The sequence below is a fragment of the Saccharothrix texasensis genome (assembly GCF_003752005.1).
Lineage (GTDB): Bacteria > Actinomycetota > Actinomycetes > Mycobacteriales > Pseudonocardiaceae > Actinosynnema > Actinosynnema texasense.
This window is the reverse complement of record NZ_RJKM01000001.1, coordinates 2,299,697-2,318,794: the sequence shown is the minus strand read 5'-3', so window position 1 is coordinate 2,318,794 and position 19,098 is coordinate 2,299,697. Positions and strand designations below refer to the sequence as shown.

Sequence of the window (19,098 nt, the reverse complement as noted above, 5' to 3'; positions counted from 1 at the left end):
TGTCGCGGCCGGCCGGCACGAAGGCCGGCGGCAGGATCTCCGGCGGCCGGGCGATCGGCTCGCCCGGCCCGTCGAACAGCCGCTCGGCGTGGGCGCGGACGACACCGGCGACGGGCTCGTCGTCGAAGAAGAACGGCCGACGTGGTCTGCTTCGACCATGCCGGCCGACCGGACGACGTGCCGTTCTTCCTGCGGTGCGTGGCCAGGTCCGCCTCCACCCGGCGCGGGTTCGTCTTCGACGACCGGCCCACCGCGGCCACCTTCACCCCCGACTGGCGGTACGGCGTGAGCGCGGGCCCGGTCACCAGGACGGGCGTCGGCCGCTACACCGCGGACTTCCCCGGTTCGGCGGGCAGGCGCGGGCCGCTCGCCGACCTGGTGTGCACGACACCGGACGACACCGGCGGACACCGCGTCCACCGCCGCATCCACCGTCGCCCACAACCTGCTGGACGACCCGCGCAAACCGGTCGGGACCACCTCGTCGCCGAGGACTCGCCGACCTCGGGTGGGCCGGTGATCACCGCGAGGTGGGCGTCCGGCGACACCCCGATGACGCTGGAGCGGCTGTCCGCCGGCAGGTACCGGGCGCACTTCGCCGACGGCCGCATCAACAGCACCGTCCACGGTCAGGGAAACCACTGCGGCGTCATGTTCCTCGACGACTACAGCCGCGCACGTCGACCCGGACCTACTGACGCGCCGCGCGGTCACCGGCCTCGGGTGAGCCAGTCGCCCCGGTGCGGAGCTTCCGCGCCGATCGTCGTGTCCTCGCCGTGGCCGGTGTGCACGACCGTCCGCTCCGGCAGGGTCAGCAGCCGCCGCGAGATCGAGTCGACGATCAGGTCGAAGTCGGAGTACGACCGCCCGGTCGCGCCCGGACCGCCGTGGAACAGCGTGTCGCCGGTGAACACCGCGCCCAGGGCGGGCACGTGGAAGCAGCACGCGCCGGGCGCGTGGCCGGGCGTGTGCAGCACGTGCAGCGCGATGTCCGCCACCTCCACCACCTGCCCGTCCGCGAGTTCGCCGTCCGGCGCCACGTCCGGGTGCGTCAGGTCCCACAGGACGCGGTCGGCGGGGTGTAGCAGCACGGGCGCGCCGGTCGCGCGGGCCAGGTCCGGCGCGACGCGGACGTGGTCGTCGTGGGCGTGCGTGGCGAGGATCGCCTTCACCTCCCGGCCGCCGACGACGCGGAGGATCGCGTCCACGTCGTGCGGCGCGTCGATCACCACGCACTCGGTGTCGTCGCCGACGACCCAGACGTTGTTGTCCACGGCGAACGTCTGGTCGTCGAGGCTGAACGTGCCGCGCGTGACGGCGTGGTCGACGCGGGCCATCAGAAGACCACCACCGAGCGCAGCACGTCGCCGTGGTGCATCTTCGCGAACGCCTCCTCGACCTGGTCGAGCGCGATGGTCTCGCTGACGAACGCGTCGAGGTCCAGCCGGCCCTGCCGGTGCAGGTCGACCAGGTACGGGAAGTCGCGGGAGGGCAGGCAGTCGCCGTACCAGGACGACTTCAGCGCGCCGCCCCGGGAGAAGAAGTCGATCAGCGGGAGGTCGATGCGCATGTCCGGGGTCGGCACGCCGACCAGCACGACGGTGCCGGCCAGGTCGCGGGCGTAGAACGCCTGCTGCCACGTCTCGGGCCGGCCGACCGCGTCGATCACCACGTCCGCCCCGAACCCGCCGGTCAGCTCCTTGACGCGCGCCACCACGTCCTCCGACCCGGCGTCCACGGTGTGGGTGGCGCCGAGGCCGCCCGCCCACTCCAGCTTCCGGGGGTCGAGGTCGACGGCGATGATCGTGGTCGCCCCGGCGAGCGCGGCGCCCGCCACCGCCGCCGCGCCGACCCCGCCGCAGCCGATGACGGCGACGCTGTCACCCCGGCCGACGCCGCCGGTGTTGACCGCCGCGCCGAACCCGGCCATCACGCCGCAGCCGAGCAGCCCGGCCACGGCGGGCGACTCGCGCGGGTCGACCTTGGTGCACTGCCCGGCGTGCACGAGGGTCTTCTCGGCGAACGCGCCGATGCCGAGCGCGGGCGACAGCGGCGTGCCGTCGGCCAACGTCATCGGCTGCGCCGCGTTGTGGGTGTCGAAGCAGTACCAGGGCCTTCCCTTCAGGCACGCGCGGCACGCGCCGCACACCGCGCGCCAGTTCAGCACCACGAAATCGCCGGGCGCGACACCGGTGACGCCGTCGCCGACCTGCTCCACGACCCCGGCGGCCTCGTGGCCGAGCAGGAACGGGAACTCGTCGTTGATGCCGCCTTCCCGGTAGTGCAGGTCGGTGTGGCACACGCCGCAGGCCTGCACCCGCACCACCGCCTCACCCGGTCCCGGGTCGGGCACCACGATGTCGGTCACCTCGACCGGGGCGCCCTTGCCCCGGGCCACCACGCCACGAACCGTCTGAGTCACTGATGACCTTTCTCGTCGTCGTGCCCGAGCGGGTCGCTCGCGCGCGTCGTCGCGGCCGTCTCCACCGCACGGGCTCGTCGAACGCCACCCTCGCAAGCCGGGCCCCCACCCGCAACCGCTGCCGCGGTCGGCTGTTCGAGGCGTTCGCGGTCCTGGCTGGTCAGCGCTCCACGGCCAGCCGGACACCCAGCCCGATGAACACGCCGCCGGTCACGACGTCGATCCGGCGTCGGGCGGCGTGCCTGCGGCGCAGCCAACCGCCGATGCGACCGGCCAGCACGCCGACCGCGCCGTCCACCAGGAACTCCAGCGCGATCAGGATCGCGCCGAGGACGGCGAACTGGAGCCACACCCGCCCCAGGTCGGGGTCGATGAACTGCGGCAGGAACGCGATCGTGAAGGTGACCATCTTCGGGTTCAGCAGGTTGGTCGCCATGCCGGTGAGGTAGGCCCGGCGGCCGGAGATGCCGCCCGCCGCCGGCTCGGCCGCCACGACGCGCCCGCGGTGGCGGATGGCCTGCACGCCCAGGTAGACGAGGTAGGCCGCGCCGACCGTGCGGACCACGGTGAACGCCACCGGCACCGCGGCGAACAGCGCCGCCAGCCCCGCGGCGGCGACGACGACGTGGACGGCCTCGCTCGTCGCGACGCCGGCCGTGGCCAGCAGCCCGGCGCGCGGGCCGCCGCGCATCCCGCAGCCGAGGACGAACAACATGTCCGGGCCGGGTGTGATCATCGCGACGACGGTGGTCACCGTGAACAGGACGAGCAGGTGCTGGTCGATGGGCATGCCCGCATGCAACACCCGCCGAGTGCGCCACGCCCGTCAATTTCCCGGGCGACGGGACCGGTGGCGCCGGACGTCCGGAGTGGACGCCCGGGATTGTCGGACCCCTTCGGCACCATCACGTGTCGAGGGTCGGTGTCGGTGGCGAGCAGGCGCGGCGTGGTTGGCGAAGGCGCATCCCGGCGCGTCGGTGGTGGACGTGACGACGTGGCGGACCTGCGCACCCGCTCTCCCCCACCGCCCTGATCGCCGCCCACCCGACCAACCGCCGGCCGTCCTGACGGCTGCGCGCTTGGCGAAGCTCCGGCGGTCGCCGGTGGCCGCGCCCTCGGCGGGCGACCGGCGAGTGCATCGCTGCGCGCCTTGGCGGACACCGGCCGCGCCGATGATCGCGGACTTCCTGGGTGTGCGGCGGGTGTCGGTCGTCGCGCTGTGGCGCACACCGGCCGTGCCGGCGCTTGCGGGCTTCGCGGACCGCGGCCGGCCGCGTGCCTGGTGGACTGCCGGTGGGTTCGTGGCGGTGGTGGCGCACCAGGGCGGTCCGGTGGCCGTAAATTGGTGCCATGAGCAGCGCGACGGGCAGCGGTCAGCAGCCGCGGGTGGTTTCCGGCAGGCAGTCCGAGCTGCTGGGCCTGCTCCGCGACGAGGGTGCGATGTCCCGGGTCGCGCTCGGCGAGCGGCTGGAGTTGCCGCGGGCCAAGTTGACCGCCGAGCTGGGCAGGCTGGTGGACGTCGGCCTGGTCCAGGTCGGGGGACCGGCGGCGAGCCGGGGCGGGCGGCGGTCGACGCTCGTCCACCTGGCCGACGACCTGCGCGTGCTCGGCGTGGACGTGGGCGCCACCTCGGTCCGGGTGGCGGTCACGGACGGCCGGTGCGAGGTGCTGGAGAGCCGCAGCGAGGAGTGCGACGTGCGCGGCGGGCCGGCGCCGGTGCTGAGCCGCGTCGCCGAACTGGCCGATGTCGTCTACGCCAAGGCGTCGGGCCGGCTCATCGGCGCGGGCATCGGCCTGCCCGGCCCGGTGAGCTTCCGCGACGGCATGCCGGTCGCACCGCCGATCATGCCCGGCTGGGACCGCTACCCCGTGCGCGACGAGCTGGCGGGCCGGTGGGGCTGCCCGGTGACGGTCGACAACGACGTGAACGCCATGGCGCTGGGCGAACGCCACGCGGGCGTGGCCCGGTCGCTGGAAGACCTGATCTTCGTCAAGGTCGGCACCGGCATCGGCTGCGGGATCGTCCTCGGCGGGAAGGTGTACCGGGGCGTCGCCGGGACCGCGGGCGACATCGGGCACATCAGGCTGGACGACTTCGGCCCGGCCTGCGCGTGCGGCGAGGTCGGCTGCCTGGAGGCCTACTTCGGCGGTTCGGCGCTGGCCCGTGACGCCACCACCCTGGCCCGCAGCGGTCGTTCCGTCGCCCTGTCCACCACCCTGCACGACAAGGGCCTGCTCACCGCCGAGGACGTCGGCACCGCCGCCGCGGCCGGTGACTTCGCCGCGGCCAACCTGGTGCGCGAGGGCGGCAGGCGGCTCGGGCACGTGGTCGCGTCCCTGGTCAGCTTCCTGAACCCGGGCATGGTCGTCATCGGCGGCGGCGTCTCCCGGCTGGGGCACTCCCTGCTCGCCGAGGTGCGCAGCGCCGTCTACCGCCGCTCCCTGCCCCTGGCCACCGGCAACCTGCCCATCGTGCTCTCGGAGCTGGGCGACCTGGCAGGTGTGACGGGCGCGGCCTGGTCCGCCACCGACCGCGCCTTCTCCCCGGCCGGATAACCACCCGAGCCCCGAGCCGCCCCGGCCGCCGCCGGACCACCCGCCGGCACCGCGACTCTCCCCACCGCGCCACCCGCTGCGATCCGCGCCCCGGGTACCGCGCGCCTCCCGGGCATCGTGCCTGTCCCGAGCCCGCGTCCCGCCGCGCCCACGCCCGAGCGCCCGCTGCCCCAGCTCGGCCGTTCCGGAGCCGCAATCGCGAGCTTCCGTCAAAACCGACCCTACTTTTGCAACGAATCGACAAAAGTGCGGCCAAGTTCTTGTCAGACCGCGCGATCAAATGTCAGGATCTGCCGCAACCCACCCCCGAACGTGAACTGGACCACCCCGTTCGATCGCCTCCCTCAACGAAGTCGGAGCCACGATGCAGGCGCAGGTCGAAGGCAGGCGCGAGGCCGTCGTCGAAGGCGTGTCGACAGCCGGCCGGGCGCCGGACCAGGACAGCGACCCGAAGACGCACGGCTCACGAGAAGGGGTTTCGGCATGACCCTGCTCCGGATGGCCGGCATCGGCAAGACGTTCCCCGGCGTGCGCGCCCTGGACCAGGTGGACCTGGAAGTCGCCGAGGGCGAGGTGCACTGCCTGCTCGGCCAGAACGGCGCGGGCAAGTCCACCCTGATCAAGGTGCTGGCCGGCGCGCACCAGCCCGACGACGGCGAGATCTCCTGGCGCGGCGCGAGGACCACCCTGCCGTCGCCGGTCGCCGCGCTGCGGCTGGGCATCGCCACCATGTACCAGGAGCTGGACCTGGTGTCGGACATCTCGGTGGCGGAGAACGTGTTCCTCGGCCACGAGCCCGCCAGGTTCGGCTTCACCCGCCGCCGGGCGGCCCGCGACCTCACCAGGACGTTGATGACCCGCCTCGGCCACCCCGAGATCGGCCCCGACCGCGAGGTGGGCCTGCTGTCCGCGGCCGGTCAGCAGCTGGTGTCGATGGCACGCGCGCTGGCGCACGACGCCCGGCTGATCGTGATGGACGAGCCGACCGCCGCCCTGGCCGCCGACGAGGTGGACAACCTGTTCCGCATCGTCGGCGAGCTGACCAAGGACGGGGTCGCCGTCCTCTACATCTCCCACCGCCTCGAAGAGATCCGCCGCATCGGCAGCCGCGTCACCGTCCTGAAGGACGGCCGCACGGTCGCCGCGAACCTCCCCGCCGACACCCCGACCGCCGACCTGGTCGACCTGATGTCCGGCCGCAAGGTCGAGACGGTGTTCCCGCACCGCGAGGCGTCCACCGCGGACACCACGCGCGAGGTGCTCACGGTCACCGGCCTGAGCCGCGAGGGCGAGTTCCGCGACGTCGGCTTCCACGTCCGCGCGGGTGAGATCCTGGGCATCGCGGGCCTGGTCGGCGCGGGCCGCAGCGAGATCCTCGAGACCGTGTTCGGCGCGCGGAAACCCGACGCCGGGCACATCTCGGTCGACGGGAAACCGGTGCGGCCGGGCAGCGTGGTCGCCGCGGTGAAGGCGGGCATCGGCCTGGCGCCCGAGGAGCGCAAGGCCCAGGCCCTGCTGCTGGACCTGCCGGTCGCGCACAACGTGACGCTGTCCAGCCTCCCCGCCTACAGCCGCGCCGGTTTCCTGGACCGGGCCCGCGAGCTGAAGGACTCCAAGACCACCCTCGAACGGCTCGAGCTGCGTCCCGCCGACCCGCGCCGGCTGGTCGCCGAGTTCTCCGGCGGCAACCAGCAGAAGGCCGTGGTGGCCCGGTGGCTGGTCCGGGGCTGCAAGGTGCTGCTCCTGGACGAGCCGACGCGCGGCGTGGACGTCGGCGCGCGCGCCGAGCTGTACCGGGTGATCCACGAGCTGGCCGCGGCCGGCGTGGCCGTCGTGCTGGTGTCCAGCGAGGTCGCCGAGGTGCTCGGCCTCGCCGACCGGGTGCTGGTGCTGCGCGACGGCGAGGTGATCGCGGACCGGCGCGCCGACGAGCTCACCGAATCCGCCGTGTTGGACATGGTGATGGCGGGCAGCGCCGTCACCGAAGCCGCCGTCACCCCAGATGACGCGCCTGAGGAGACCCCGTGACCGAGGCAAGGGTCCTCGACCCGAAATCCGCCGCACCCCAGGAGCCGCCCCAGCAGCGGCGCAACCTCGACCTGAGGCTCACCGGGCTGCTCGGCGTGCTGGTGGTGCTGTGCGTCGTCGGCTACGCCACCCGGCCCGACAGCTTCCTCACCGAGGCCAACATCTCCACCATGCTGCGGCTCGCCGCGGCGATCGGCGTGGTCAGCGTCGGCATGACGTTCGTGATCATCAGCGGCGGCATCGACCTGTCCGTCGGCTCGATCGTGGCGTTGTCCGGCGTGTGGATGACCACCGTCGCCACCCAGTCCTACGGGCCCGTGGTGATGGTGCTGTGCGCCCTGCTGGTCGGCCTCGGCTGCGGCCTGGTCAACGGGGTGCTGATCTCCTACGGCAAGATCGTGCCGTTCATCGCGACCCTCGCCATGTACGCGTCGGCGAAGGGCCTGGCCGAACGGCTCTCCGGCCGCCGCACGCAGGTCGTCACCGAGACCGGGTTCTCCACCTTCTTCCGGGGCGACATCCTCGGCGTCCCGGTGCTGATCTGGATGCTGGCCGCGGTGTTCGCGGTCGGCTGGGTGCTGCTCAACCGCACCACGTTCGGCCGCCGCACGTTCGCCGTCGGCGGCAACGCCGAAGCCGCCCGCCTGGCCGGCATCGACGTCCGCAGGCACACCGCGCTCGTCTACGGCATCGCCGGCCTGTGCTGCGGCATCGCCGCGCTCATGGTCGTCGCCCGCACCACGTCCGGCGCGTCCACCAACGGCATGTTCTACGAGCTGGACGCGATCGCCGCGGTCGTCATCGGCGGCACCCTGCTCAGCGGCGGCCGAGGCTCGCTGATCGGCACGCTGATCGGCGTCCTCATCTTCACCGTGGTGGGCAACATCTTCACCCAGAACAACCTCGACACCGACATCCAGAACATCGCCAAGGGCGTGATCATCATCGCCGCGGTGCTCCTGCAGCGCACCACGGCCCGCCGCCGCGGCACACGCGCCACCTGACGCGCACGGCACACCCACCACCCCCACACCCGACCCGACACACCGCCCGGGAGTCAGCCATGCCCTCACTCGACCGCCGCCGCTTCCTCTGGGGAACCACCGCCGTCGGCACCGCCGCCCTGCTGGCCGGGTGCACGTCCAACGAGTCCGCCAACACCGCGCCGAACGCCGTCGCGGGCGGCTCGGGCCAGAACACCCAGCCGGGCAAGCAGGTCACCATCGGCTTCTCCGCACCCGCCGCCGACCACGGCTGGATGGCCGCGATGACGAAGAACGCCAAGGCGCAGGCCGACGAGTTCTCCGACGTCACGTTCAAGGCCACCGAGGGCACCAACGACGTCAACCAGCAGATCGGCCAGGTCGAGACGCTGATCAACGACAAGGTCGACGTGCTGGTCGTGCTGCCGTTCGACGGCAAGGCCCTCACCGAGGTCGGCCGCCAGGCCATGGACGCGGGCATCCCGGTGATCAACCTGGACCGGGTCTTCGACACCCCGCTCGCCTACCGGCTGTGGATCGGCGGCGACAACTACCGCATGGGCGTCAACGCGGGGGAGTACATCGCCTCGCAGCTGAAGGCCAAGAACATCACGAACCCGATCATCGGCGAGGTCGCCGGCATCGACTCGCTGCCGCTGACCCAGGAGCGCAGCAAGGGCTTCAGCGACGCCCTGGCGAAGGCGGGCTTCGCCGTCGGCCCGCGCGTCTCGGCGTCGTTCACGTCCGAGTCCGGTGAGCAGCAGACGGCCAACCTGCTCCAGTCGGCGCCCAAGCTGGACGCGCTGTGGAACCACGACGACGACCAGGGCATCGGTGTCATGGCCGCGATCGACAGCGCCGGCCGCAAGGAGTTCGTCATGGTCGGCGGCGCGGGCTCGCGCAACATGATGGACCTGATCAAGGCCGACAGCGGCGTGGTCAAGGCGACCGTCCTCTACAGCCCGTCGATGGCGTCCTCGGCGATCGCGCTGGCCAGGCTGCTCGGCCAGACCAAGGGCATCGGCGACATGGCCGAGCACGACATCCCCGCGTCCATCACCACCTACTCGGCCGTGGTGACCAAGGAGAACGTCGACCAGTACCTCGACGTCGGCTTCGACTCCTGACCGGGTCGGCGGACCGACGCCGTCACTGGATCGACACTGCTGCGAAAGGCTGCTGATGACGGAAGAGATCGGCGTGGGCATGGTCGGCCACGCGTTCATGGGCGCGGTGCACTCGCACGCCTGGCGCAGCGTCCACCGGTTCTTCGACGTGCCCCTGACGCCTCGCCTGGCCGTCCTCGGCGGGCGTGACCCGGTGCGCACCAAGGACGCGGCGACCAAGTACGGCTGGGCGGCCGTCGAGACCGACTGGCGCGCGCTCGTCGCCCGGGACGACGTCGGCCTCGTCGACATCTGCACCCCCGGCGACACGCACGCCGAGATCGCGCTCGCCGCGCTCGCCGCCGGCAAGCACGTGCTGTGCGAGAAGCCGCTGGCCAACACGGTCGCGGAAGCCGAGGCGATGGCCGCCGCCGCGGAGGAGGCCGCCGGGCGCGGTGTGCGGTCGATGGTCGCGTTCAACTACCGGCGGGTGCCCGCGATCGCGCTGGCCCGCAAGCTGGTGGAGGAAGGCCGCATCGGCGAGGTCCGGCACGTGCGCGCGGTGTACCTGCAGGACTGGCTGTCGGACCCCTCGTCGCCGATGACGTGGCGGATGCGCAAGGAGAAGGCCGGGTCGGGCGCGCTGGGCGACCTCGGCGCGCACATCGTGGACGCCGCGCAGTTCGTCACCGGCGACCTGATCACCGGTGTCAGCGCCACCACGGAGACCTTCGTCCGCTCCCGGCCCGACGGCGACGGGTTCGCCGACGTGACGGTGGACGACGCGGCCGTGTTCCTGGCCCGCTTCTCGTCCGGCGCGCTGGGCACGTTCGAGGCGACCCGGTACGCGTTGGGTCGCAAGAACTCGATGCGGCTGGAGGTCAACGGCACGCGCGGCAGCCTGGCGTTCGACTTCGAGTCGATGAACGAGCTGTCGGTGTTCTCGGCCGACGACGGCTCGGCGGCCGGGTTCCGGCGGATCCTGGTGACCGAGGCCGACCACCCGTACGTGGGCGCGTGGTGGCCGCCGGGTCACCTGCTCGGCTACGAGCACACGTTCACGCACGAGGCCGCGGACTTCCTGACCGCCATCGGCGGTGGCGTCGACCCGGCGCCGAGCTTCACCGACGGCCTGCGCGTGCAGCGGGTGCTGGCGGCGGTGGAGGAGAGTGCCGGGCAGCAGTCGACGTGGACGATGATCGGAGACCCCCGATGAGCCGACCGGTCACCTTGTTCACCGGCCAGTGGGCCGACCTGCCGTTCGAGGAGGTGTGCCGGCTCGCGTCCGGCTGGGGCTACGACGGGCTGGAGATCGCCTGCGGGGGCGACCACTTCGAGGTGGACAAGGCGCTCGCGGACGACGACTACGTGCCGGCGAAGCGCGCGATGCTGGCGCGGTACGGGTTGGACGTGTTCACGATCTCCAACCACCTGGTCGGGCAGGCGGTGTGCGACGACCCGATCGACTTCCGGCACAAGGCGATCCTGCCGTCCCGCATCTGGGGCGACGGCGAGCCGGAAGGCGTGCGGCAGCGCGCGGCCGCCGAGATGGCGGACACCGCGCGTGCGGCGGCCCGGTTGGGCGTGGGCACGGTGGTCGGGTTCACCGGCTCGTCGATCTGGAAGTACGTGGCGATGTTCCCGCCCGTGCCGCAGGCCGTGATCGACGAGGGGTACGCCGACTTCGCGCGGCGGTGGAACCCGATCCTGGACGTGTTCGACGAGGTGGGGGTGCGGTTCGCGCACGAGGTGCACCCGTCGGAGATCGCGTACGACTACTGGACGACGCGGAAGGCCCTGGACGCGGTGGGCAACCGGCCCGCGTTCGGGCTGAACTGGGACCCGTCGCACTTCGTCTGGCAGGACCTGGACCCGGTCGGGTTCATCCTCGACTTCGCCGACCGGATCTACCACGTGGACTGCAAGGACACGAAGAAGCGCTTCGACGGGCGCAACGGGCGGCTCGGGTCGCACCTGGCGTGGGCCGACCCGCGGCGCGGGTGGGACTTCGTGTCGACCGGCCACGGCGACGTGCCGTGGGAGGAGTCGTTCCGCGCGTTGAACGCGATCGGGTACCGCGGGCCGATCTCGGTGGAGTGGGAAGACGCCGGGATGGACCGGCTGCGCGGGGCGGAGGAGGCGGTCGGGTTCATCCGGCGGCACCTGTTCGACCCGCCGGCCGCGTCCTTCGACGCCGCGTTCAGCACGGGCGAGTGACCAGGCCGGCGCCCACCTGCGCCGGTGGGCGCCGGCCACTGCCCACCGCCCGGTTCACCAGGTGATCGGCAGCGAGCGGAGGCCGTAGATCGGGGCGTCGAACTTGAACTCGACGTCCTCGAACGGCACGGCGGGGCGCAGGGTCGGCAGGTGCGTCACCAGCGCCCGCAGGGCCACGCGCATCTCCAGGCGCGCCAACAGCTGCCCGACGCACTGGTGCACCCCGCTGCCGAACGCGAGGTGCGCCCGCGCGTCCCGGCGCAGGTCGAGGCGGTCCGGGTCGGGGAACGCGGCCGGGTCGCGGTTGGCGGCGAACAGGGAGGCGATCACGCCCTCGCCCGCCGCGAGCACCGTCCCGCCGACGGTCGCCTCACCCGCCACCGCCCGCACCACCCCGTGGTGCACGGGGCTCAAGAACCTCAGCAGCTCCTCCACCGCGTTGTCGACCAGGTCGGGTGCCGCGACCAGCGCCTCCCACGCCGCCGGTTCCCGTTGCAGCGCCAGCACGGACAGCGCGATCGAGTTCGCCGTCGTCTCGTGCCCGCCGACGAGCAGCAGCACGGCCATCCCGACCGCCTCCTCGTCGGTCAGCCCCGGCTCCCGCACCAGGCGGCTGATCAGGTCGTCGCGGGGGTCGAGGCGGCGGGCGCGGATCAGGTCGGCCAGGTAGGCGTGCAGCTCGTCCAACGCCGCCCGCACCCGCTCGGCGGACAGCGACCGGTCCAGGTGGGCGCGGCTCCGGGTGGAGAAGAACTCCTGGTCCGCCACCGGGACGCCGAGCAGCAGGCAGATCACGTCCGACGGCACGGGCAGCGCGAACGCGCTCACCAGGTCCGCCGGCCGAGGCCCCGACCGCAGCGCGGCCAAGCGTTCGTCCGTGATGCGTTGCACTTCGATGCGCAACGCCTCCATCCGACGCACGGTGAACTCGCCGGTCACCATCCGGCGGTAGCGCGTGTGCTCGGGCGGATCGGTGACGAGGAAGCTCCCCGGCGCGGCCTTGCGGTCCACCACCGGCCGCAGCTGGGGGAAGCCGGGCGTGCTCGGGTCCGACGAGAACCGGTCGTGATCCCGCAGCACCGCCCGCACGTCGTCGTACCGCGTCACCAGGTGCGCCTGCTGACCGTGCCGCAACGACACCGGGCACACCGGCGCGTCCACCCGCAACGACGCGAACTCCGCCGGAGGGTCGAACCCGGGACGACGTGCGATCGGGTAGTCCATGGTGATCGACCTTATCGCCGCGACCCGCCACCAACAGGCCCCCGGAAGACGCACACTGCACCCGTGGACCCGGTGACAGCGCACGCCTGGGCGGCCCTCGGCGGCCGACCCGACCTGACGGTCGACTACACCTCGGCGGGCGACGTGCTCAGCGCCCGACTGCCCGTCCGCGACCTGGCACGCGCCACCGTGGGGGTGTGCGCCCTCGCCGCGGCCGAGCTGAAAGCCGCGCGCGACCACACCCCGATCCCGCCGGTGACGGTGCACGAGGCCGCCGTCGCCACGGCGTTCACCAGCGAGCGCCACCTCCGCGTCGACGGCCGCCCGGGCGGCGGCTTCGCGCCGCTGTCCGGGTTCTGGCGCACCGCCGACGGCTGGGTCCGCACCCACGCCAACTACCCCCACCACAAGGAACGCCTGCTCGGAGCCCTGGGCGTGGCCGACGACCGCGCCGTCCTGGCCGATGAGCTGGCCACCCGCCGAGCCGTCGAGGTCCAGGAGACCGTCTACGCGGCGGGCGGCCTGGCGGTCGCGGTCGCCACCGGACCCGACCCCACCCGGCGTCCCCTGGTCGACGCCCGCCCCACGCCCGCCGCGAAACGCGTCCTCCCGCCGGCCGCGCGCGCCGCCGACGGCGTCCGGGTCCTCGACCTCACCAGGGTCATCGCGGGCCCGGTCGCCACCCGCACCCTCGCGTTCCTCGGCGCGGACGTCCTCCGCGTCGACCCGCCCCACCTGCCCGAGGACCCCGACATCCACGCCGACACCGGCATGGGCAAGCGCTCCACCCTGCTCGACCTGGCCACCCGGCACGGCCGGCGCGCGTTCGACGACCTCCTCGACCACGCCGACGTCGTCGTCACCGGCTACCGGCCGGGTGCGCTCGACCGCCACGGCGTGAGCCCGGAAGCACTGCACGCGCGCCGCCCCGACCTGGTGATCGCCCGGCTGACGGCCTGGGGCCACACCGGAGGCTGGGCGGGCCGGCGCGGGTTCGACAGCCTGGTCCAAGCCGCCACCGGCATCGCCGCCGCCGAGAGCGCCGACGGCCTGGGCCGCGCCGACGGGCTGGGCGGCACCCCCGGCGTGCTGCCCGCCCAAGCCCTCGACCACGGCACCGGCTACCTGCTCGCCGCCGCCGTCCTCCGGGCCCTCACCGAACCGCTGGGCCGGCGCCTGGACCTGTCGCTCGCCGCCACCGCGTCCTGGCTCCTGCACGACGTCGAACCCTCACCCGCGCGCGGCGCCTACGACCCCGACCCCTGGCTGGTCGAGACCCCGTCGTCCTACGGCGCCCTCCGCCACGCCCGCCCGCCGCTCGTCGACGGCGGGACGTGGGACCACCCGCCGACCGCCTGGGGCGCCGACGAACCCCGCTGGCGGTGAGAGCCGACCGGCGAAGTCCACAAAGGACCGCGCCGTCGAGTCCGCGGAACACGCCCTCCGACGGTTCGGTGGCGCGCGGCTCACCTGCGTGACCGACCCGCGTGGTGAAGGGACAAACGACCACTGGAAGTGTTACGACTGAAACGCACGTTCGAGTGGTAGCCCGATCGGGTACCCCGTCGCCGGACGTGCGCGCGACGTTGGGAGCACGGGTGGTGGACCGCACTATCGCAGGCCGGTATCGGCTGACCGAGCGGATCGGCACGGGCGGGATGGGGGTGGTGTGGCGGGCCGAGGACCAGCGGCTGCGCCGCATCGTCGCGGTCAAGGAACTGCTGTCCCGCACCGGGTTCGACCAGGAGTCGATCGACCGCGCGGTCCGGGAGGGGCGCATCGCGGCCCGCCTGTCGCACCCCAACGTGATCGCCCTGTACGACGTGGTCGAGTACGACGGCCACCCGTGGCTGATCATGGAGTACCTGCCGTCGCGCAGCCTGGCCACGGTGATGAGCGAACGCGGCACGCTGCCGGCCGAGGAGGTGGCCCGGCTCGGCGTGCAGCTGGCGGACGGGCTGGCCGCCGCCCACCGGGCGGGTGTCACGCACCGCGACGTGAAGCCGGGCAACGTGCTGGTCACCGAGTTCGGCACGGTCAAGGTCACCGACTTCGGCACCTCGCGCGCGACCGACGAGGCGACCGTCACCGCGTCCGGGCTGCTCGTCGGCACGCCCGCCTACCTGGCCCCGGAGGTGGCGCGCGGCGGGAAGGGCGAGTTCCCGGCCGACGTGTTCGCGCTGGGCGCGACGCTGTACGCGGCACTGGAGGGCACGCCGCCGTTCGGCGTGGACGGCAACACCATCGCCCTGCTGCACCGGGTCGCCGACGGCCGGTTCCCGCCGCCGCGCAACGCCGGTCCGCTGACGCCGGTGCTGATGCGCCTGCTCGACACGGACCCGGAGACCCGGCCGAGCATGCCCGAGGCCGCCGACATGCTGCGCGACGTGCGGTTCGACGGCCCGACGCCGCCGCCTGCGCCGCCGTCCCCGACGCCGACCGCGATCCTGGCCTCACCCCTCGACCCGGTGCCCACGCCCGAGCCGACGCCCGTCGAGCCGGCGCCCGAGCCCCAGCCCGCCCAGGTCAAGCCGGTTCCGGTGCAGCCCGCCCCGGTCCAGCCCACCCCGGCCCGTTCCGCCCCGGCCCGGCCCGCGCCGCCGCAACCGAACCCGTCCCCACCGGACCCGCCTCAGCCCGCACCGGCCCGGTCCGCGCCGCCGGACGAGGAGAAGCGAGGCGACCGCAAGGCGCTCATCGCCCTCGCCGTCGTGGCCCTGATCGCCATCGCCGTCGTGACGTACCTGGTCACCCGGGACGGGGACGGCTCATCGGCGGCGGGGACGGACCCGACCAGCCAGACCACCGCCGAGGCGACCACCGGCGCGCCCGCCGAGACCCGACCCGACCAGACCACCGAGGAAGAGCAGCCGACCACGACCACCACGCCGCCGCCCGGACCGACGACCACCGACACCACCCAGCCGCCCGTCGAGATCGGCCCGGACCAGGCGCTGAGCCAGTACTACGGCCTGCTGCCGAACGACCTGGAGACCGCCTACGGCCGCCTCACCGACGGGTTCAAGGCCGCCAGGTCGCCGAGCTTCGGCGCCTACCAGGGCTTCTGGGGGCAGATGAGCGCGGTGTCCGTCAGCAACGTGCAGGCCGTCGGCCCGCAGCAGGTGACGGCGACCGTGTCGTACACGTTCAAGTCCGGCCAGACCCAGACCGAGCAGCACCTCTACACGCTGGTCAAGGTCAACGGGCAGTGGGCGATCGACGGTCAGCAGGCCGCCTAGCGGACTCCGGCGGCGTCGCGGCCGGTCACCCGAACCGGCCGCGCCACACGTCGATCACCAGCACCGGCCGCATCCCCACCGACTCGTAGAGGCCGAGCGCGGGCGTCGGGTTGTTCGAGTCGACGTGCAGGACCGTGCCCACGCGACCGTCGCGCGCGTCCAGGTGGAAGGCGTGCCCCAGCAGGTGCTTCGCCACCCCGCGACCCCGCGCCCCGGCCCGCACGCCCAGGTGGCCGACGTAGCCGCGGTTCTCGTCGGCGAACTGGTCGGTGCGCTCCAGGAACCCGGCCGGTCGTCCGTCCAGCTCCGCCAGCCACAGCCCCGACCAGTCGAAGACCGACTTGCGGTCCTGCCCCTCGTGCCACTCCCCGTAGGTCTTCGGCACGAACCCGAAGTGCCCGGCGAACGACGCGTTCCACACCTCGTGCGCGGCCCGCCGGACCTGCGGGTCCACGGCCTGCCGCAGCACCAGCCCCGGCACGGGCGCGGGCGGCGGCACGTCGCCGACGTGGTCGACCCGCATCCGGTGGAACGTGGTCGCGACCTCGAACCCCAGCGCGGCCACCCGCTCCCGCAGCGCCACGTCGTCCCGGTAGACGCCGTGGTCGACGGTCACCGCGTCGTGCCCGCCGGCCCGCCCGAGCTCACGGGCACGGCGCAGCACCCTGGTGAACAGCCAGTCCACCAGCACCGGGTCCCGGGACACCACTTCGACGTCCACCTGGTCGCTGCCGCCCTTGCCGTTCGCGGTCGCGTACCCGACCGGCGCGCCCGCCGCGTCGAGCACCAGCCACGCGTCGCGGGCCAGGTCGAAGCCGGGCCGGGCCAGCTCGTCCCGCATCTCGTCGAGCGTGTAGTCGGCGAACCCGACGACCGCCGTGGTGCAGGCGTGCACCAGGCCGAGGATCGGCTCGGCGTCGTCCGCGCGCGGCGGCCGGACGGTGTGACCGGCGGGAAGGGCGTCCATGGCGGACATGGTGCGCGGCGCTTCCGGGCCCTGTCGATCGGGTTTGCGCCGGGTTAGGGTCTCCGGATGGTCGAAGGCGCCCGTCGGGTGTTGGTCCTGCTCATCGTGATCGCCGGGGTGGGTGTGACGGCGGTGCTGGGGTTCCGGCCGCCCTCGCCCGTGGCGGACGCGCCGCCGGCGGAGTTCGCCGCCGGGCGCGCCGAGCGGCACCTGGCAGCCATCGCCCAGCGGCCGCACCCGATCGGTTCGGCGGACAACGGGCGAGTCCGCGACTACATCGTCGACACCGCCCGCGGCCTCGGCGCGGACGTCACGGTGGAGTCCGACGACGTCGTGCGGCCGTGGCGCGGGGTCCGGGTGGCCACCACGCACAACGTCGTCGCGCGCGTGCCCGGCGCGGAGCCCTCGGTGAGCGGCGGCAAGGCGTTGCTGCTGGTCGCGCACTACGACTCGGTGCCCACCGGTCCGGGCGCGGCCGACGACGGCGCGGCGGTCGCCGCGATGCTGGAGACGCTGCGCGCGTTGACCACCGGCGGGGTGCGCAACGACGTGGTGTTCCTGTTCACCGACGGCGAGGAGGCCGGCGCGCTCGGCGCGGACGCGTACGTGCGGCGCCACGGGGTCGACGGCGTCGGCGCGGTGCTGAACTGGGAGGCGCGGGGCAGCGGCGGGCCGGTGTGGATGTTCCAGACGGGTGCGGACAACGCGCCGCTCGTGTCGGCGTTCGGGCAGGCGAGCAGCAGGCCGATCGCGAACTCGTTCGCCTACGAGGTCTACCGGCGGATGCCGAACTACAGTGACTTCACCATCTTCCAGGACGCGGGCGCGCGGGGGTTGAACAGCGCGTTCATCGAGCACGTGCACGACTACCACTCGCCTTACGACGACCTGTCGCGACTGGACCGGGGGAGCCTCCAGCACCACGGCGAGACGATGGTGGGGCTGGTGCGGGCACTGGGCGACCGGGACCTGCGGGCCGGTGGCGGTGGCGGTGACGCGGTGTACTTCGACCTGTTCTCCCGGGTGCTGGTGCACTACCCGACGTGGCTCGCGGTGGCGTTGGCCGCGGTGACGGTGGTCGCGCTGGCGTCGGCGCTGGTCGCGGGTGTCCGGAGTGGCCGGCTGCGGTGGCCCGGTGTGCTCGGGGTGGCCGGCGTGGCGGTCGGCGCGGTGGTCGTGGCGGGCGCGGTGTCGTTCGGGGCGTGGGCGCTGGTGGCGGCGGTGCGGCCGGGCTTGGGGTTCCTGGCGTTGTCGGAGCCGCACGAGCGGGGCTGGTTCGTCGCCGGGTTCTGCGTGCTCGGGTCGGCGGTGCTGGTCGCGGCGGCGCGGGTGGCGCGGCGGTGGTCGCCGGCCGAGGTCGTCGCCGGGGTGCTGGTGGTGACGGCCGTGCTGCTGGCCGCCACGACGGTGGCCGTGCCGGGCGCCGGGTTCCTGTTCCAGTGGACGCTGCTGCTCGGCCTGCCCGCGTTGTGGACGACCCGGCTGGCCTTCGTCGCGCCGCTGGTGGCGGCGGCGATCTTCCCGCCGCTGGTCGGCACGATGATGGTGGCGTTGGGCATGCCGTTGAGCGCGGTCGCGGTGGTGTTCGCGGCACTGGCCGGTGTGCTGCTGCTGCCGCTGCTGCCCTCGGGCTCGTGGTGGCCGGCGCTCGGCGTGACCGCGGTGGCCGTGGTGCTGATCGCGGTGGGGACCGCGCGGTTCGGCTTCGCGCCGGACGAGCCGCGCCCCGACTCGCTCGTCTACCTCCAGGACACGGGCGGCGCGAGCTGGCTCTCCGCCGACCCGGCGCCCGACGAGTGGACCTCGCGGGTGCTGGGGGAGAACCCGGAACGGGTGACGCTGCCGTACCCGGCGCTGGACAAGCCGATGATGCGCGCCGCCGCGCCCGACCTGCGCCTGCCCGCGCCCGGCGTGACCGCGGTGGCCGCCACCGACGGCCCGGTGCGGACGGTGACGTTCCGCGTCACGCCGAACACGCGGGCGTGGCGGACCCACGTGACGCTGTCCGACCCCGGCCGGCGGTCGTGCCGCCTCGGCTCCACCGACCTGCCCGGCTCGGTGCTGGACCTCTACGGCCCGTCCAGTCGCGAGATCACCTGCGAGCTGGACCCCGGCACGCCGCTGGAGGTGGCCGTGGCCGACCAGTGGGCCGGCCTGCCCACCGAGGCGACCGCCCTGATCGGCCCCCGCCCCCCGGACACCATGCCGGTCCAGTCGGGCAGCCGCGCCTTCGACGCCGCCGTGGTCCGCGCCGAGTTCCGCCTCTGACCACTCGACCACCCGGCCCGTTCGGCTGCGGCGTCACCGGTACGAAGACCTCACCGACACCGAGGGGCTGAACAGCCCACCTCCAGGA

Annotated in this window: 14 protein-coding genes; 9 read left to right on the top strand and 5 right to left on the bottom strand. The window is 73.6% G+C overall.

Going from position 1 to position 19,098, the window contains the following annotated elements:
* Window positions 1–710 precede the first annotated feature (710 nt).
* From EDD40_RS08855 to EDD40_RS08845, 3 genes are all read right to left on the bottom strand, one after another.
* Complete coding sequence (locus EDD40_RS08855) at window positions 711–1,340, bottom strand: MBL fold metallo-hydrolase (protein WP_123747871.1); 630 nt, start codon at window positions 1,338–1,340, stop codon at window positions 711–713.
* Window positions 1,337–2,422, bottom strand: a complete 1,086-nt coding sequence (locus EDD40_RS08850) for an S-(hydroxymethyl)mycothiol dehydrogenase (RefSeq protein ID WP_123742469.1) — start codon at window positions 2,420–2,422, stop codon at window positions 1,337–1,339. Before EDD40_RS08850 ends, EDD40_RS08855 begins: the two co-directional genes overlap by 4 nt.
* A 160-nt stretch (window positions 2,423–2,582) precedes the next feature.
* Window positions 2,583–3,212 (bottom strand): LysE family translocator, encoded by a 630-nt coding sequence (locus tag EDD40_RS08845; protein WP_123742468.1) that lies wholly within the window; start codon window positions 3,210–3,212, stop codon window positions 2,583–2,585.
* 560 nt (window positions 3,213–3,772) lie between these two features.
* Here EDD40_RS08845 and EDD40_RS08840 point away from each other — a divergent pair.
* The 6 genes from EDD40_RS08840 to EDD40_RS08815 all read left to right on the top strand — a co-directional run bounded on the left by EDD40_RS08840 (window position 3,773) and on the right by EDD40_RS08815 (window position 11,312).
* Window positions 3,773–4,978 carry an ROK family transcriptional regulator gene (locus tag EDD40_RS08840; RefSeq protein WP_123742467.1) on the top strand — a complete coding sequence of 402 codons (1,206 nt, stop codon included), beginning with the start codon at window positions 3,773–3,775 and terminating at the stop codon, window positions 4,976–4,978.
* A gap of 483 nt (window positions 4,979–5,461) precedes the next feature.
* Window positions 5,462–7,006: a sugar ABC transporter ATP-binding protein gene (locus tag EDD40_RS08835; RefSeq protein WP_123742466.1), complete on the top strand. Its 1,545-nt coding sequence runs from the start codon at window positions 5,462–5,464 to the stop codon at window positions 7,004–7,006.
* On the top strand, window positions 7,003–8,010 hold the full coding sequence (locus tag EDD40_RS08830; RefSeq protein WP_123742465.1) for an ABC transporter permease: 1,008 nt from the start codon (window positions 7,003–7,005) through the stop codon (window positions 8,008–8,010). The genes EDD40_RS08835 and EDD40_RS08830 overlap by 4 nt, the downstream gene beginning before the upstream one ends.
* A gap of 59 nt (window positions 8,011–8,069) precedes the next feature.
* Window positions 8,070–9,116: a substrate-binding domain-containing protein gene (locus EDD40_RS08825; protein WP_123742464.1), complete on the top strand. Its 1,047-nt coding sequence runs from the start codon at window positions 8,070–8,072 to the stop codon at window positions 9,114–9,116.
* A 55-nt stretch (window positions 9,117–9,171) separates the two neighbouring features.
* On the top strand, window positions 9,172–10,311 hold the full coding sequence (locus EDD40_RS08820) for a Gfo/Idh/MocA family protein (protein WP_123742463.1): 1,140 nt from the start codon (window positions 9,172–9,174) through the stop codon (window positions 10,309–10,311).
* Complete coding sequence (locus EDD40_RS08815; RefSeq protein WP_123742462.1) at window positions 10,308–11,312, top strand: sugar phosphate isomerase/epimerase family protein; 1,005 nt, start codon at window positions 10,308–10,310, stop codon at window positions 11,310–11,312. The genes EDD40_RS08820 and EDD40_RS08815 overlap by 4 nt, the downstream gene beginning before the upstream one ends.
* A 54-nt stretch (window positions 11,313–11,366) precedes the next feature.
* Here the strand turns inward: EDD40_RS08815 and EDD40_RS08810 are convergent, their stop codons facing one another.
* Entirely contained in the window at window positions 11,367–12,536 is a 1,170-nt protein-coding gene (locus EDD40_RS08810) for a cytochrome P450 (protein ID WP_123742461.1), read from the bottom strand.
* Between the two features lie 63 nt (window positions 12,537–12,599).
* Here EDD40_RS08810 and EDD40_RS08805 point away from each other — a divergent pair, with 63 nt between their 5' ends.
* Complete coding sequence (locus EDD40_RS08805; protein WP_211348119.1) at window positions 12,600–13,922, top strand: CoA transferase; 1,323 nt, start codon at window positions 12,600–12,602, stop codon at window positions 13,920–13,922.
* A 212-nt stretch (window positions 13,923–14,134) separates the two neighbouring features.
* Entirely contained in the window at window positions 14,135–15,775 is a 1,641-nt protein-coding gene (locus EDD40_RS08800) for a serine/threonine-protein kinase (RefSeq protein WP_246037560.1), read from the top strand.
* 25 nt (window positions 15,776–15,800) lie between these two features.
* Here EDD40_RS08800 and EDD40_RS08795 read toward each other — a convergent pair whose 3' ends face one another.
* Window positions 15,801–16,742, bottom strand: coding sequence for a GNAT family N-acetyltransferase (locus tag EDD40_RS08795; RefSeq protein ID WP_123742460.1), 942 nt, complete (start codon window positions 16,740–16,742; stop codon window positions 15,801–15,803).
* Between the two features lie 66 nt (window positions 16,743–16,808).
* Between EDD40_RS08795 and EDD40_RS08790 the strand changes: the two genes are divergently transcribed.
* Window positions 16,809–19,010 (top strand): M20/M25/M40 family metallo-hydrolase, encoded by a 2,202-nt coding sequence (locus EDD40_RS08790; RefSeq protein WP_123742459.1) that lies wholly within the window; start codon window positions 16,809–16,811, stop codon window positions 19,008–19,010.
* Window positions 19,011–19,098: the final 88 nt, after the last annotated feature.

Bases quoted from the DNA above. Each gene is read 5' to 3' on its own strand.
- EDD40_RS08845 (WP_123742468.1), bottom strand. From the start codon at position 3,212: ATGCCCATCGACCAGCACCTGCTCGTCCTGTTCACGGTGACCACCGTC.
- EDD40_RS08840 (WP_123742467.1), top strand. From the start codon at position 3,773: ATGAGCAGCGCGACGGGCAGCGGTCAGCAGCCGCGGGTGGTTTCCGGC.
- EDD40_RS08835 (WP_123742466.1), top strand. From the start codon at position 5,462: ATGACCCTGCTCCGGATGGCCGGCATCGGCAAGACGTTCCCCGGCGTG.
- EDD40_RS08825 (WP_123742464.1), top strand. From the start codon at position 8,070: ATGCCCTCACTCGACCGCCGCCGCTTCCTCTGGGGAACCACCGCCGTC.
- EDD40_RS08820 (WP_123742463.1), top strand. From the start codon at position 9,172: ATGACGGAAGAGATCGGCGTGGGCATGGTCGGCCACGCGTTCATGGGC.
- EDD40_RS08815 (WP_123742462.1), top strand. From the start codon at position 10,308: ATGAGCCGACCGGTCACCTTGTTCACCGGCCAGTGGGCCGACCTGCCG.
- EDD40_RS08810 (WP_123742461.1), bottom strand. From the start codon at position 12,536: ATGGACTACCCGATCGCACGTCGTCCCGGGTTCGACCCTCCGGCGGAG.
- EDD40_RS08795 (WP_123742460.1), bottom strand. From the start codon at position 16,742: ATGGACGCCCTTCCCGCCGGTCACACCGTCCGGCCGCCGCGCGCGGAC.
- EDD40_RS08790 (WP_123742459.1), top strand. From the start codon at position 16,809: ATGGTCGAAGGCGCCCGTCGGGTGTTGGTCCTGCTCATCGTGATCGCC.